The sequence below is a fragment of the Neorhizobium galegae genome (assembly GCF_017877055.1).
GTDB lineage: Bacteria > Pseudomonadota > Alphaproteobacteria > Rhizobiales > Rhizobiaceae > Neorhizobium > Neorhizobium galegae_D.
On sequence record NZ_JAGIPG010000002.1, the window covers coordinates 1,539,520 to 1,553,063 of the forward strand.

Sequence of the window (13,544 nt, forward strand, 5' to 3'; positions counted from 1 at the left end):
GATGCCGTCATGAAAGAAAACCTGCAGGCCGCCCGCAAGCTTCTGCAGCTCGTGCAGGCGGGGGATGGCTCGTCGCTGGCCGAACTGGCGGAGAAGGCCGGCATGTCGCAAAGCACCGCCTGGCGGAAGATCCAGGAACTGGAGGCCGAAGGCGTCATCCGCAAGCGGGTGGCACTTCTCGATCCGGCAAAGCTCGACCTCAAGCTCTGCATCGTCGCTCATGTGACGCTCGAGGATCACCACGAGGAGGCGATCGAGGCCTTTGCTGCGGTCGTGCGCGACCGGCCGGAGATCATGGAATGTTATGCGCTCTCTGGAACCTTCGACTACATGCTGAAGATCAGGGCGCGGGATGTCGAGGCCTATGAGGCTTTCATGACCCGCCATCTGATGCGCAACCCGCATGTGCGCAACGTGGTGTCCAGCTTTGTCCTGCGCGAGCTGAAATCGACGACCGAACTGCCGATATGAGCCCAATGTGAAGGACGTCCGCAAACGAAAAAGGCGGAGCCGAAGCCCCGCCCTTTGAAAGTCTGAAACCAGAAGCGATTAACGCTTGGAGAACTGGAAGGAGCGGCGGGCCTTTGCCTTACCGTACTTCTTACGCTCGACCACACGGCTGTCGCGGGTCAGGAAGCCACCCTTCTTGAGCACGCCGCGCAGGCCCGGCTCGAAATAGGTGAGGGCCTTGGAAACGCCGTGACGAACGGCGCCGGCCTGACCGGAGAGACCGCCACCGGTGACGGTCGCGACGATGTCGAACTGGCCGGTGCGGGCAGCGGCGATGACCGGCTGCTGCAGGATCATCTGCAGGACCGGGCGGGCGAAGTAGGTCGAGAAGTCACGACCGTTGACCGTGATCTTGCCGGTGCCGGCCTTGACCCAGACGCGGGCGACGGCGTTCTTGCGCTTGCCGGTCGCGTAGGAGCGGCCGAGGCTGTCGACCTTGCGGACATAGACCGGAGCGGCAGCTTCGGAAGCCGGCGCGAGGTCCTTCAGGGAGGAAAGATCGGCCATTATCAGGCGCTCCTTACGTTCTTGCTGTTCAGCGATGCCACGTCGAGAGCGACCGGCTGCTGTGCTTCATGGGGATGGTTGGAACCGGCGTAGACGCGCAGGTTCTTCATCTGGCGACGGCCGAGCGGACCACGGGGAACCATGCGCTCGACAGCCTTCTCGATGACGCGCTCCGGGAAGCGGCCTTCGATGATCTGGCGCGCAGTGCGCTCCTTGATGCCACCCGGATAACCGGTGTGCCAGTAGTAGGTCTTGTCGGAATATTTCTTGCCGGTGAGGACACACTTTTCCGCATTGATGATGATGACGTTGTCGCCATCATCGACATGCGGGGTGTAGGTGGCCTTGTGCTTGCCGCGGAGACGGTTTGCAACGATGGTGGCGAGGCGACCGACAACGAGGCCTTCGGCATCGATGATCACCCACTTCTTCTCCACCTCGGCGGGCTTCTGAACGAAGGTTGACATGTTTTTAACTCTTTCATCTAGAACCCGTGACACTCGAAAGGTTCGAATGCAGGGCGTTTCTTGTTGCTTGGATTGCCTTGGCCGAGGCCGGCAAAAAGAAAGCGGGCCGAGAGGGTCCGCAATCTGGGGCGGCTTATATCGAGGGAGACCGAAAGCGTCAAGGTGACGGTTTTGTCGGGCTGAAAAATAGATCAAGCAAAATCAATAGCTTATCTATGTGGTTTTATGATACCACACTTTTTCGAGCGAAATGGAAGGCAGGTTATACCAAATTGCTGGCCCAGCCCGTCGCGGCTGTCAAACCAGACGAGCGGCCCCATCTTTTTGTCTCTTCTAATGGGAAAGAAAACCCATCCTATACCCGCGAGCCGGAATCCGGCCGCGCGGCAAATCGGGCTTGGGAACGGCTGTCGGAAGCCCGGAAAAACCTGTTGGGATGGCAGGGCGAGTTGCCCACCCATCGTGCTTATTGCTTGTTATGCGTATATCAAAGGTTGTATAGGCAGAAAGGTGGCGAGTGGGAACCGAATTGGCGAGGTCCATGCTTTTTGAAGGTTTTATGCGGATTCCGTCGCCGCGGAATAGCTGTCACGTGCTCACATTTCAACAGCATGCGCAATCCGGAGGAAAACTGACAAATGTTCAGAGAAATAAGTTCGCCTCAGCAAAATCTAGTAGCGTTCTCTAATTCAACCATAAGATGGTGCTAATATGTGCAGGTACAAAGAGGGAATCTAATCTGAACGTTCGAAGAACGTCAGCATGCTGGGCATTCTCGATTTTTCACTCAAGAAGCCGCCTAAAATCTCAGGCAGCCTGCCTGGAGAGGAAAACAATCTTCCGGATCGGGTCTTCTTTTGCAGGCCCGAACGGGACAGCTCGGCGTATCGGCCGCCGGTACCGTCACCCGGTCGGCGAACTCATGGCCGTCGCAGTAGCCGCTGTCGATGACATAGCGGTCGTAGAGTGTCATCCGCGCCTTGTTGCGGGAGGGATAACGCAGGATCACCGCGCCCTCCCGGCCGATCGCCCGCTGCACGGCGGCGCAGGACATGCCGGTGGAATTGTAGCGCGATATCGCGGCGGCCGGCTCGCCCGAGAGGAGGGTGCCGGAGGCAATGACTGCGAGACAGCCGAGAATTTTTTTCATGATCCTCATCCCTTTTGACGAGACCCGGACTTACATAGCGCAGAAGCGGTGCGCCGCCAGAGGTACACTATTGCAGGAGCCACCGTCATGAACCATGACCATTACGACAATGCCTATATTGCCGACATCCTGAAGGGCACCAGGACTATCGCGCTTCTCGGCGCCTCCCCGAATGCGGACAGGCCAAGCAACCGGGTCATGGGGTTCCTGCTCTCCAAAGGCTATACGGTGTTTCCGGTCAATCCCGGCCAGGCCGGCAAGCAGATCCTCGGCCAGACGGTCTACAGGACGCTTTCGGACGTGCCGCAGCCGGTCGACATGGTCGACGTTTTTCGCGCCGCTGAATATCTGGACAGTGTCGTGGACGAGGCGATCGGGCTCGAAACCAGGCCGAAGGTGATCTGGGGCCAGCTCAGCGTGCGTGACGACAAGGCTGCCGAAAAGGCGGAAGCCGCCGGCATCAAAGTCGTCATGGACCGCTGCCCGGCGATCGAATATCCCCGCCTGGTCGCCTGAGACGTCCACCGAAGCCGGCGTTATTTAGCGAGCAGTTCCGGTCGACTGCACATATCGTCGAGCAGCTCGGCATTGCCGCAATAACTCGCGAAGTCGGCGGCGGCGCTGCCGTCGGCAAGTTCGCGCCGGCAGCGGGTCTTCTCGCCGCAATGGACACAGGTGACGTGCATGTCTCGGAATTCCGCCGGATCCTCCAGTCTGGCTTCCTCCGGATCGATGTTGAGCAGCTTCATCAGCGCCAGCATCTCGTCGGCCGCATGCGGGCCTTTGGCGATCAGTTCGCGCAGTTCCTGCTCCGACAAGGCGTTGTCCTGCGCCAACAGCTTGACGGTCTCGTCATCGAGGCTGGCGAGAAGCTTCGCCTCGTTGATCGCCGCCCATGTGGCGGAACACCAGCGCTTCAGCCTGCCGGTAAGATTTTCCGGGGTAGAGATCGTGTTGCCCATTGTGAACTCCTCTCTATTTCCTGGGAGGATAGGTTCTGGAGAACGATGTACCTTGATCGTGATCAACCGCCGGGGTCTGTTGCAGCGCCATCAAAGCGAGCGCCATTTCAAGGGGAGGGACTAAAATGCCGACACTCAATCCGGGGTTTTCGACGCTGGCCGTGCATGCGGGCGCGCAGCCCGATCCGACAACAGGGGCGCGGGCGACGCCGATCTATCAGACGACGTCTTTCGTCTTCAACGACGCGGACCACGCCGCTGCCCTTTTCGGCCTGCAGCAGTTCGGCAATATCTACACCCGCATCATGAACCCTACCCAGGCGGTGCTGGAGGAGCGGGTGGCGGCGCTCGAGGGCGGCACCGCGGCGCTCGCGGTCGCCTCCGGCCATGCGGCGCAGATGCTGACATTTCACACGATCATGCAGCCCGGCGACAATTTCATCGCGGCGCGAAAGCTCTATGGCGGCTCGATCAACCAGTTCGGCAATGCGTTCAGGAACTTCGACTGGCAGGTGCGCTGGGCCGATACCGACGATCCGGCGAGCTTCGAGGCCGGCATCGACGAGCGTACCCGGGCGATCTTCATCGAGAGCCTCGCCAATCCCGCCGGCACGTTCGTGGACATCGCGGCGATTGCCGAGGTTGCGCAAAGACGCGGCATTCCGCTGATCGTCGATAACACGATGGCGACCCCCTATCTCGTCCGCCCGCTCGAACACGGCGCGGATATCGTCATCCATTCGCTGACCAAGTTCATGGGCGGCCACGGCAATTCCATGGGCGGCGTGATCGTTGACGGGGGCACGTTCAACTGGTCGAAATCGGGCAATTATCCGATGCTCTCGGAGCCGCGCCCGGAATATGGCGGCATCGTCCTGTACCAGGCTTTCGGCAATATCGGCTTTGCCATCGCCTGCCGGGTGCTGGGCCTGCGCGATATCGGGCCTGCGATCTCGCCCTTCAACGCCTTCATGATCCTGACCGGCATCGAGACGCTGCCGCTCAGGATGCAGAAACATTGCGACAATGCCGCCGCTGTCGCGAAATGGCTGAAGGCGCATCCGAAGGTCGCCTGGGTCAGCTATTCCGGCCTCGAAGACGACCCGAACCACACCCTGCAGATGCGATATTCGCCGAAGGGCGCCGGCTCGGTCTTCACCTTCGGCGTCACGGGCGGCTACGAGGCGGGCAAGACGCTGGTCGAAAGCCTGCAGCTCTTCTCCCACCTCGCCAATATCGGCGATACCCGTTCGCTGGTCATCCATCCGGCTTCGACGACGCACCGGCAGCTGAGCGAAGAACAGCAGATCGCCGCCGGCGCCGGGCCGGACGTGGTGCGCCTGTCGATCGGCATCGAGGATGCCGCCGACATCATCGCCGACCTCGATCAGGCCTTGTCGAAGATCTGAGAGAAGGGATAACAGCGCTGGTGAGGCGACGAATCCGCCGTCAATCGTCCGCCGGAAGCCGGTGGCAAAGGGGACCCAACAATGAGCGCCTGGATCAAATTCGACCTCTCGCCCATCGCGCCGGAAGAGGGCGCCCCGGCACCGGACAGGCTGGTCTCCGGCACCCCGACATTCCGCACCTGGAACGTCGAGGAAGCCGACGGCGGGCTCTATGCCGGCATCTGGGAAGCGACGCCCGGTAAGTGGCGGATCGTGTATGAGGAGTGGGAATATTTCCACATCCTCTCCGGCCGTTCGATCGTCACCGAAGAGGGTGGCGAGCCGGTCCACCTCAAGGCCGGCGACAGCATGATCCTCAGACCCGGCTTCAAGGGAACCTGGGAAGTCGTTGAAACGACTCGCAAGGACTATGTGATCAGGGTCTGAGGGCGGGGGCCGCCGACCTTTCAGTCATCCCGCTTAAAGACCTTCGCGAATTCATCGGACGAAATGAACGCCAGCGTCCGCCGCAGTTCTTCCGATCTCTCCTTGCCGAAAGCCTTGTCGAAACGGTTCTGGGCGATCTGCCAGCGGGCGGTGAGGTCGCGTTGCATGGCTGCGGCGGCGTCCGTCAGGCGGACGCGCTTGGCGCGACGGTCCTGGGCGTCGGGAACCAGTTCCACCAGCCCGTCGCGGATCAGCGGCTTCAGCGTATGGCCGAGCGCCGAGAGGTCCATGACCATCGCCTCCGCGAGGTTTTTCAACGTGGGTTCGTTGGATCTGGCGATCTGCGACAGCAGCGAAAACTGCGTTCCCTTGAGGCCTGTATCGCCCATCGCATCCTCATAGAGCTGGCCGAGATGCCGCGAGGCGCGGCGCACTGCGGTATTGCTGCAGTGAAGCCAGACGCCGTCTTCGTTCTGCCCCTGCCTGTCCTGCTTGTCTTTGTCCGTCATGTCTTGTTCCGATCCTGTCGCGGGACAATGCCCGCTTTTGGCTGGCCCTTCCACTCCGATGAAAAATTTGCGGCCGCCCCTTGCAGCTTCAAATCGTGCCTTTCATATATAGTGGCATATACCAGTAAATTCCAGATGCCGGAAACGCCGGCCAGAATCCCAGCCAAAACCAAAGGAGATGGACCATGACCAATACCTCGAAACTCGGAACCGCACTCGTGACCGGCGCGTCGTCGGGCATCGGCGCGACCTATGCGGAAAAGCTCGCCAAGCGCGGCTATGACCTCGTCCTGGTCGCCCGCGACGCGGATCGCCTGAAGGCGCTTGCCGGCCGACTGGCGAGCGAACATGGCATCAAGGCAGACGTGCTGCGCGCCGACCTCAGCCAGCGTGCCGATGTGGTCGTGGTCGACAAGCGCCTGCGCGAGGACGATTCGATCACGCTCTTCGTCAACAATGCCGGTATCGGCCCGAAGGGTCCGCTGCTGAAGGCCGATCCGGATTATCTCGACCAGATGGTCGATCTCAACGTCACCGCCGCCAATCGTCTCGCCGTTGTGGCAGCCCAGGCCTTCGCCGCCCGGGGTAAGGGCGCCATCGTCAACATCGCCTCTGCCGTCGCACTCGCCGCAGAATTCTTCAGCGGCACCTATGCCGCCAGCAAGGCCTTCGTGCTTGCTCTGACGGAAGCGCTGGCTTCCGAGCTGAAGGACACCGGCGTCACGATCCAGGCAGTCCTGCCGGGCTATACCCGCACCGAAATCTTCGATCGCGTCGGCGGCTCGATGGATGGTCTCGACCCGAATACGGTCATGGAAGTGGGCGACCTCGTCGATGCGGCGCTTGCCGGTCTCGACCGCGGCGAACTCGTCACCATGCCGTCGCTCGCCGATACGCAGCTTTATGACACTTACACGGCCGCCCGAGGCCAGCTGCGTCCCTACCTGTCGCTCAACAAGCCGGCGGCCCGGTACGGCGTTGCCGCTAAGGCTTGATCGCGACAATCGATGCGCAACTGCGGCATGCGTCCGCAGTTGCGCGGTGGTTCTTTGCATTGTTTTCAGCGGTTTACGCGACCGTTTTGATTCGCTGCCGATAAGCCGTTTCTATGCCGCTCACCAAGCCAGATCCAGCCGCTCCAGCCCGTGGAAATGGTAGACGTCCTTGACCACCGGCGGCGTGGCGATCCGCATTCCGGGCAGCCGCCGGAAGAGGATCGGCAGCACGGTGTTGAGTTCCAGCCTTGCAAGCGGTGCGCCGATGCAGAAATGGATACCGGCGCCGAAGGAGAGGTTTGGCACCTCCTGCCGATCGGGCCTGAAGGCCAGCGGGTCGGAGAATTTCTTCGGATCGAGATTGGCGGCGGCAAGGATGAGGCTCACCTTGTCGCCGTGTTTGAAATCGAGCCCGTCGATCTGGACATCCTCGAGCGCCCAGCGCTGGAAGATGTGCACCGGCGCACAGATGCGCAGCGTCTCCTCGACCGTCCGCTCGGTCGCCGCCTCGTCGCGGAAAAGGTCTGCTGGCGGAATGCCGCTCTCCAGGATCACCCGCACCGAATTGCCGATCTGGTGCACCGTCGCCTCGTGGCCGGCATTGAGCAGCACGATGGTGGTCGAGACCAGCTCGTCGTCGGTGAGATACTGGCCCTTGTGCTCCGTGTGGATCATGTGGGTGAGGAGGTCTTCGAGCGGCTCCCGGCGGCGCTCGGCGATCAGGCCCTTGACGTAATCCGCGAATTCCTTGGCCGCGCGGTCGGCGGCATGCTCATCCGCCTCGGTCCGCTTGAACATGTACATGCCGACATAAGCGTGCGACCATTTGAGAAGCTGCGGCCCCATCTCGTCCGGAATGCCGATCATCCGGGCGATCATCGTCACCGGAATGATGTCGGCGAAGGAGGAAAGCAATTCCGTCTCGCCTTGGCCCTCGAACCCGTCGATCAGCCTTTCGGCAAGTTCTGCGATCTCCGGCCGGAGCCGTTCGATATGGCGGGAGACGAAGGCGCGGTTGACGAGCGTGCGGAGCCGCGTGTGTTCAGGTGGTTCGAGCTCCAGCAGCGAATACCGCTCGGCGAGATCGAAGTTTTCGAGATGCGGCAGGGGTTCGGGAAGCCCGAGTTCCTCGCGGCTGGCGATATGCAGGATCTGGCGTCCGAACCGCCGGTCACGCAACAGGCCGTTCACATGGTCGTAGCCGGTGAAGAACCACTGCCGCTGCTCTTCCCAATAGAAGGTCGGACAATGTTCGTGGAGGAGCGAGTAGACGCGATTCGGGTCGCCGTAGAAGGCCGGGTCGCGACCGTCGAGCGAGACGCGGCGGGTTTCGGGATCGATGCGGAGGAAATCGGGCAGAATGGTCATGCCTGGAGACCTAGCGAATTTCGGCGGGTGGGAAAAGTGGGCCGATTTGACGCAATTCAAGATTGCGCTCATGGTCGGTGATGCAAGGGATGCTGCGGCCTTGGGGAGGGAATGGATGAAGCTGTCGTCTCGCGAATACAAGCTGATGCTGCACGCGCAGGAGTTTGCCGGCGACGAAGCCGCCTGCCGTTCGAGGGCCGCGGATTTCTGGACGGACACCGGCAGTCGGCTGGGTGACGCCGGGATCGAGGCAAGGGGCAAGCTGGATCTGTTGGATCCGGACAAGCAGCGAAACGTGTTTTTCCTGGATACGCCGGACAAGGCCCTCTACGAGCGGTCGGACCTCGTTTTCCGGTTGCGACGGCCGGTCGCCGGCAAGGGCGACTGGAATGCGACGCTGAAATTCCGCCATGGCGACCGCCTGCTCGCTGGGGCACAGGCGTTCCGGCTGCGGGAGGGGCGCGGACGGGGCAAGTTCGAAGAGGACGTCAAGGCGGTTCCGCGATCCGGAATGCCGGGCTTCTGGGCGCTTTTCAGCCGCTCCGTCGAGGCCGGGATCGGCCCCCGGAAAAAACTCCCGACCGTTGGCGCCTGCCTCGCTCCTTTCGAGAAACTCGACGGCGGGTCGCTGCCGCCGCTGAAGGAAAAGGTTGAGACCGTTTCGGGTTTGAAAGTGATCGAGCACGTCTTCGAGGATGGCTGGCTGGGCTTCTCGAAAAAGGTGAAAGCCGAATGCGCGTTGATCCTCTGGTGGAAGGAGGACGAGGCGCTGGAGCCGATCGCCGCCGAATTCAGCTTTCGTTTTCCCCTCGATGACGGCGAGGCGGATGCCAAGGTGGTCCGCAATGCCTGGACGGCGATGACCGTGCTCAGCGGTTCGCCGTTCGTCGATCAGAAAGGCAGGACGAAGACAGCGCTCGTTTACGGCGCCGATTGATCACTCACCGACCGCCACGCCCTCGCGGCGCGGGTCCGCACTGCCGGCAAGTCCGTTCGCGGTGATCTCGATCGCGTGCAGGCCGGAATTCATCTCGCCCGGCTTCACCTCGTAACCCAGCGCCTTCAATGGTTCGGCAAGCTTTTCGGCCTCGGTGCCCGCCTCGATCTCGTAAGGTCCGAACCGGTTGATGAAATGCGGCTGGGCGACGATCTGCTCTACCGGCATGCCCCAGTCGATATAGGCGATCAGCGCCTGGGCGACGTAACCGATGATCTGGCTGCCGCCGGGCGAACCGATCGCGAGCAGCGGCTTGCCCTCCTTCATCACGATCGTCGGCGCCATCGAGGAACGCGGCCGCTTGCCCGGCTCGACGCGGTTGGCCACAGGCAAACTGCCGTCATGGGTCTTGAAGGAGAAGTCGGTGAGCTCGTTGTTGAGCAGGAAGCCGTTGGTCATCAGCCGCGAGCCGAAACCGCTTTCGATCGTCGTAGTCATCGACACGACATTGCCCTCTTCGTCGACGATGACGAAATGGCTGGTGGAAGGCATCTCGATCGCCGCATCGCGGCCGAACAGCAGCGCATGGTCCCATTCCGGCTCGCCGGCCTTCACCTGGTCGGAGACAAGAGCTTTGGTGCCGTCAAGCAGGGCGGCGCGCTTGCCGAGATAGTCCTTCTTCAACAGGCCCTTGATCGGCAAGGGCTGGAAATCCGGGTCGGCGAGGTAGCGCTCGCGGTCGGAAAAGGCGAGGCGCTGCGCGTCGCCGATGATCCGCCAGCTGTCGGCGTTGCGGGGGCCGAAGCCCTTGATGTCGAAATTCTCGATCACGCCGAGCATCTGGCCGATCGCCACCGCGCCGGAGGAGGGCGGACCCATGCCGCAGACGTCCAGCGCCCGGTAGGCGGCGCAGACCGGCTCGCGTTCCTTGATGCGGTAATTGGCCAGATCGGCGAGCGACAGGACACCGGGATTGCCCGGCGCTTCGCGCACCGTCTTGACGATTGCCTCGGCGATCGGCCCCTTGTAGAAGGCATCAGCGCCGCCGGTCGCAATCGCCTTCAGCGTTTCCGCATAGGCAGGGTTTCTGAGCACGGTACCGGCCTTCAGCGGCGCGCCGGATGGGTCGTAGAAGTAACCCCTCGGACCGTCGTATTTCTTCAGCCGGTCACCCTCGCCGGCGATCAGCGAAGCCAGACGGGGAGAGACCTGGAAGCCGTCGGTGGCAAGCTTCTCCGCCCGTTCGAACAGGCTCGCCCAGTCGGCCTTGCCGTAGCGCTTATGGACTTCGGAGAGGAGGCGCACGGTGCCTGGCGTGCCGACCGAACGGCCGCCGACCACCGCATCCATGAATTTCAGCGGCTGGCCCTGTGCATCGAGAAAAAGTTTCGGCGTTGCCTCCATCGGCGCCGTCTCGCGGCCGTCGAAGGTGGTGAGCTTGTTGGACGCCGCATCGTAATAGACGAGGAAGGAGCCGCCGCCGAGGCCTGAGCTCTGCGGCTCGACAAGGCCGAGCACGGTCTGCACGGCGATCAGGGCGTCGATCGCATTGCCGCCGCTGGCGATCACGTCGCGCCCGGCTTCGGCCGCCAGCGGATTGGCGGCGGCGACCATGAAATTTTTCGTCTCGACGCGCTTGGCGGACGTGAACCCCGTTGCCCGCTCCGGCGCAACGGTATCGGACGCCTGCTGCGCAAGCGCTGTACCGGCCGAAAACATCGAGACGGAAAGCAGCGAGGAAAGAAAAATGCCCGCGAAAAGTCCGATCCCCGAAAATCCTGCCCGCATGATGCACCCTCCGCGTTTATCCCTGCGGACGAATGTGGGTTTCAGGACGAAGAGGACAAGAGCACGTCAGCGCTTGCCGAGCGATGCCAGGCGTTTGAGAGCTGCGACCTGGTGGCTGGCACGCACGTCGGCCGGTGCCTCGTCCTCACCCTGTCGGTCGACGGCCGGGACGACCGAGGCCTCGGTGCCGGTATCGATCGCGGTGCGATCACGACCGCTCTCCTTTGCGGTATAGAGCGCCCGGTCCGCGGCACTGAGTAGAAGGTCGAGGTCGGCGGTTTCGGCTGGCGCGAGCGCGATGCCGGCACTGACGGTGACCGTGATACTATGCTCGCCCGCGTCGATGGTCTGGCGCTTGAGCGTCAGGCGGATCGCCTCGGCGATGCTCGCGGCCTCGATCATGTCGGCGACGCGCAGGATGGAGGCGAATTCCTCGCCGCCCATGCGACCGAAGAAGCCGCGGCCGCGCAGCGAAGTCTGGCCGACCTGCGAAAAGGCGATCAGCACCGAATCGCCGGCCTGATGGCCGCAGCGGTCATTGATCTGCTTGAAGTTGTCGAGGTCGAAATGCAGGAGCGCGATCAGCGGCTTCTGCTCGTTCTCGAGCTTCTTCAAGGCATGGAACTGGTCGATCAAGCCGCGCCGGTTGAGAACGCCGGTCAAGGGGTCGGTGACGGCAAGCGTCTTGAGTTTGTGTTCCGACCGCTCGGTCAGCAGCTTTGCACCGGTCATGATGCTGGCGATGAAACAGATTGCCGCCGGGAAGAGCAGCCAGGCGGAGTGCGGTGAAACGCCGATGGTTTTCGCCTCGCCGGCAACCACCAGAACGGCGACGACGCCGTTCGCGCAAAATTGTATGGCGAGGAATACCGACAGCACCCGTCGCGTTATCTTCGACGCGCTGTCGTTGCTCAGAAGGATATAGATCATGATCGCATGGCCGACCATGGTCGCGCCGTTGTGAAGGGCCACCCGATAGGCGAAGTTCTCGCGTATCGGATAAAGGAACATGCCGGCCACCCAAAGAAGTGCCGGGATGGCGATGTAGGCTTCAACGGGCTTCCGGTCGAACTGCAGGAGGCCTGCGATCCACAGGCCGACACCGGCGAGTACCAGCGTATTGGCGATCTGGATGGAGATGAAATCGGGGATATCGCCGCGCAACGTGACCAGCACGACACCGATGCCGTGCAGCGCAAAGCCGCTGCCCCAGCTCAAATAGAAGCGGTCCCGTTCGTAATACCAGCGTGAGCACAGGAGGACGGCGAGCGTCAGCGCTTCCGCCGCCCAGATCATCAGGCCCGTTAAAATATCCACCCGAAACTCCCATACTCGATGTCGAGCGCGGCAAGAATGCCACGCAGTCTTTAAGACGACGTTGCACGGATCGCAGAAAATCCTGGGTTTGGCCGGTCGCGGCGGAATTTTCGAGACGATATTCACGCCTGCTTTACCCTGATCGCGCAAAAACCTGTGCCATCAGGCAAAACGGCGCCTCTGCCGGCTGTGATCCGAGAAGAATCGTAATAGCGGTCAGCCTCGCGCATCCCCGGGCAGTTAAGGATATCGGATGCTCCGTCTTGAAGTACCGGGCGTTGACACTCTATGTAGGGATGACCCATTCCATTTGATTCCGGAGCGCCTATCCGCCTTCGGCAAGTGCTTGACAAAGGACGGACATGAGAAATCCAGTTGATACCGCAATGGCCTTGGTGCCGATGGTCGTCGAACAGACCAACCGCGGTGAGCGCTCCTACGACATCTATTCGCGTCTTCTGAAAGAGCGCATCATCTTCCTGACAGGCCCCGTCGAAGACTATATGGCGTCGCTGATCTGCGCCCAGCTTCTCTTCCTCGAAGCGGAAAACCCGAAGAAGGAAATCGCCCTCTACATCAATTCGCCCGGCGGCGTCGTGACCGCCGGCATGGCGATCTACGACACGATGCAGTTCATCAAGCCGGCGGTTTCGACGCTCTGCATCGGCCAGGCCGCCTCCATGGGCTCGCTGCTCCTGTGCGCCGGCGAGAAGGGCATGCGCTTTGCAACCCCTAACTCGCGCATCATGGTGCACCAGCCCTCCGGCGGCTTCCAGGGCCAGGCGTCCGATATCGAGCGCCATGCCCGTGACATATTGAAGATGAAAAGACGTCTTAACGAGGTCTACGTGAAGCACACCGGCCGCACCTACGAGGAAGTCGAAAAGACCCTCGACCGCGACCACTTCATGACGGCCGACGAAGCCCAGGATTGGGGCGTCATCGACAAGATCCTGACATCGCGTCAGGAAATGGAAGGTGGCTCCGCAGACTGAGTCTGATGGCGCGACCCGTGCACCTCACCCCGATGTGAGCAAAAAGGGGTTTCAAGTCGCACGGAAAGCGCTATTAGTACTTATTAATGCTGTGTTGAACTTTTGTGACATAGCATTCGTTTCTTAGGGGTTTCGTTGCCGCTGATCCCGCATGATGTGCGCAGGATCGGTAGAGTACCCTTAAGGCAAGGCAGGCGCGCAAGG

At 61.7% G+C, this 13,544-nt stretch carries 16 protein-coding genes; 8 read left to right on the forward strand and 8 right to left on the reverse strand.

Annotated features, from left to right (window positions below; all coding sequences use genetic code 11):
• Positions 1–9 precede the first annotated feature (9 nt).
• Complete coding sequence (locus tag J2857_RS18140; protein ID WP_210011466.1) at positions 10–471, forward strand: Lrp/AsnC family transcriptional regulator; 462 nt, start codon at positions 10–12, stop codon at positions 469–471.
• A 78-nt stretch (positions 472–549) separates the two neighbouring features.
• Here J2857_RS18140 and rpsI read toward each other — a convergent pair whose 3' ends face one another.
• Together rpsI and rplM are read right to left on the reverse strand one after the other, a co-directional pair.
• On the reverse strand, positions 550–1,017 hold the full coding sequence (gene rpsI, locus J2857_RS18145) for a 30S ribosomal protein S9 (RefSeq protein WP_037080614.1): 468 nt from the start codon (positions 1,015–1,017) through the stop codon (positions 550–552).
• 2 nt (positions 1,018–1,019) lie between these two features.
• The gene (gene rplM, locus J2857_RS18150; protein WP_210011467.1) at positions 1,020–1,484 is read right to left on the reverse strand and encodes a 50S ribosomal protein L13; all 465 of its coding nucleotides are present in this window, start codon (positions 1,482–1,484) and stop codon (positions 1,020–1,022) included.
• Between the two features lie 77 nt (positions 1,485–1,561).
• On the opposite strand from rplM, the gene J2857_RS18155 reads away from it, so the two are divergent.
• Complete coding sequence (locus tag J2857_RS18155) at positions 1,562–2,119, forward strand: hypothetical protein (RefSeq protein ID WP_210011468.1); 558 nt, start codon at positions 1,562–1,564, stop codon at positions 2,117–2,119.
• A gap of 164 nt (positions 2,120–2,283) precedes the next feature.
• Here the strand turns inward: J2857_RS18155 and J2857_RS18160 are convergent, their stop codons facing one another.
• On the reverse strand, positions 2,284–2,634 hold the full coding sequence (locus J2857_RS18160) for a hypothetical protein (RefSeq protein WP_210011469.1): 351 nt from the start codon (positions 2,632–2,634) through the stop codon (positions 2,284–2,286).
• An 87-nt stretch (positions 2,635–2,721) separates the two neighbouring features.
• Here J2857_RS18160 and J2857_RS18165 point away from each other — a divergent pair, with 87 nt between their 5' ends.
• Positions 2,722–3,150 (forward strand): CoA-binding protein, encoded by a 429-nt coding sequence (locus tag J2857_RS18165; RefSeq protein ID WP_210011470.1) that lies wholly within the window; start codon positions 2,722–2,724, stop codon positions 3,148–3,150.
• Between the two features lie 20 nt (positions 3,151–3,170).
• On the opposite strand, the gene J2857_RS18170 is transcribed toward J2857_RS18165, so the two are convergent.
• Positions 3,171–3,596, reverse strand: coding sequence for a DUF6455 family protein (locus J2857_RS18170; protein ID WP_210011471.1), 426 nt, complete (start codon positions 3,594–3,596; stop codon positions 3,171–3,173).
• Positions 3,597–3,721: 125 nt separating this feature from the next.
• On the opposite strand from J2857_RS18170, the gene J2857_RS18175 reads away from it, so the two are divergent.
• Positions 3,722–5,005 (forward strand): O-acetylhomoserine aminocarboxypropyltransferase, encoded by a 1,284-nt coding sequence (locus tag J2857_RS18175; protein WP_210011472.1) that lies wholly within the window; start codon positions 3,722–3,724, stop codon positions 5,003–5,005.
• A gap of 81 nt (positions 5,006–5,086) precedes the next feature.
• Positions 5,087–5,431, forward strand: a complete 345-nt coding sequence (locus J2857_RS18180) for a cupin domain-containing protein (RefSeq protein ID WP_210011473.1) — start codon at positions 5,087–5,089, stop codon at positions 5,429–5,431.
• A gap of 20 nt (positions 5,432–5,451) precedes the next feature.
• Here J2857_RS18180 and J2857_RS18185 read toward each other — a convergent pair whose 3' ends face one another.
• Positions 5,452–5,940: a MarR family winged helix-turn-helix transcriptional regulator gene (locus tag J2857_RS18185; RefSeq protein ID WP_210011474.1), complete on the reverse strand. Its 489-nt coding sequence runs from the start codon at positions 5,938–5,940 to the stop codon at positions 5,452–5,454.
• Between the two features lie 185 nt (positions 5,941–6,125).
• On the opposite strand from J2857_RS18185, the gene J2857_RS18190 reads away from it, so the two are divergent.
• Positions 6,126–6,935 (forward strand): SDR family NAD(P)-dependent oxidoreductase, encoded by an 810-nt coding sequence (locus J2857_RS18190; RefSeq protein ID WP_210011475.1) that lies wholly within the window; start codon positions 6,126–6,128, stop codon positions 6,933–6,935.
• 120 nt (positions 6,936–7,055) lie between these two features.
• Here the strand turns inward: J2857_RS18190 and J2857_RS18195 are convergent, their stop codons facing one another.
• Positions 7,056–8,303, reverse strand: coding sequence for a cytochrome P450 (locus J2857_RS18195; RefSeq protein WP_210011476.1), 1,248 nt, complete (start codon positions 8,301–8,303; stop codon positions 7,056–7,058).
• A 115-nt stretch (positions 8,304–8,418) separates the two neighbouring features.
• Between J2857_RS18195 and J2857_RS18200 the strand changes: the two genes are divergently transcribed.
• Complete coding sequence (locus J2857_RS18200) at positions 8,419–9,240, forward strand: hypothetical protein (RefSeq protein ID WP_210011477.1); 822 nt, start codon at positions 8,419–8,421, stop codon at positions 9,238–9,240.
• Here J2857_RS18200 and ggt read toward each other — a convergent pair whose 3' ends face one another.
• The gene (gene ggt / locus J2857_RS18205; RefSeq protein ID WP_210011726.1) at positions 9,241–10,959 is read right to left on the reverse strand and encodes a gamma-glutamyltransferase; all 1,719 of its coding nucleotides are present in this window, start codon (positions 10,957–10,959) and stop codon (positions 9,241–9,243) included.
• Between the two features lie 135 nt (positions 10,960–11,094).
• Entirely contained in the window at positions 11,095–12,345 is a 1,251-nt protein-coding gene (locus J2857_RS31415) for a GGDEF domain-containing protein (RefSeq protein ID WP_210011478.1), read from the reverse strand.
• A gap of 362 nt (positions 12,346–12,707) precedes the next feature.
• Here J2857_RS31415 and clpP point away from each other — a divergent pair, with 362 nt between their 5' ends.
• Complete coding sequence (clpP, locus tag J2857_RS18215; protein ID WP_210011479.1) at positions 12,708–13,340, forward strand: ATP-dependent Clp endopeptidase proteolytic subunit ClpP; 633 nt, start codon at positions 12,708–12,710, stop codon at positions 13,338–13,340.
• Positions 13,341–13,544 lie beyond the last annotated feature (204 nt).

Excerpts from the sequence above, each read along its gene's own strand:
- clpP (WP_210011479.1), top strand. The coding sequence starts at position 12,708 with ATGAGAAATCCAGTTGATACCGCAATGGCCTTGGTGCCGATGGTCGTC.
- J2857_RS18140 (WP_210011466.1), top strand. The coding sequence starts at position 10 with ATGAAAGAAAACCTGCAGGCCGCCCGCAAGCTTCTGCAGCTCGTGCAG.
- J2857_RS18160 (WP_210011469.1), bottom strand. The coding sequence starts at position 2,634 with ATGAAAAAAATTCTCGGCTGTCTCGCAGTCATTGCCTCCGGCACCCTC.
- rpsI (WP_037080614.1), bottom strand. The coding sequence starts at position 1,017 with ATGGCCGATCTTTCCTCCCTGAAGGACCTCGCGCCGGCTTCCGAAGCT.
- J2857_RS18170 (WP_210011471.1), bottom strand. The coding sequence starts at position 3,596 with ATGGGCAACACGATCTCTACCCCGGAAAATCTTACCGGCAGGCTGAAG.
- J2857_RS18200 (WP_210011477.1), top strand. The coding sequence starts at position 8,419 with ATGAAGCTGTCGTCTCGCGAATACAAGCTGATGCTGCACGCGCAGGAG.
- J2857_RS18185 (WP_210011474.1), bottom strand. The coding sequence starts at position 5,940 with ATGACGGACAAAGACAAGCAGGACAGGCAGGGGCAGAACGAAGACGGC.
- J2857_RS18165 (WP_210011470.1), top strand. The coding sequence starts at position 2,722 with ATGAACCATGACCATTACGACAATGCCTATATTGCCGACATCCTGAAG.
- J2857_RS18195 (WP_210011476.1), bottom strand. The coding sequence starts at position 8,303 with ATGACCATTCTGCCCGATTTCCTCCGCATCGATCCCGAAACCCGCCGC.
- J2857_RS18175 (WP_210011472.1), top strand. The coding sequence starts at position 3,722 with ATGCCGACACTCAATCCGGGGTTTTCGACGCTGGCCGTGCATGCGGGC.
- J2857_RS18180 (WP_210011473.1), top strand. The coding sequence starts at position 5,087 with ATGAGCGCCTGGATCAAATTCGACCTCTCGCCCATCGCGCCGGAAGAG.
- J2857_RS18190 (WP_210011475.1), top strand. The coding sequence starts at position 6,126 with ATGACCAATACCTCGAAACTCGGAACCGCACTCGTGACCGGCGCGTCG.
- ggt (WP_210011726.1), bottom strand. The coding sequence starts at position 10,959 with ATGTTTTCGGCCGGTACAGCGCTTGCGCAGCAGGCGTCCGATACCGTT.
- rplM (WP_210011467.1), bottom strand. The coding sequence starts at position 1,484 with ATGTCAACCTTCGTTCAGAAGCCCGCCGAGGTGGAGAAGAAGTGGGTG.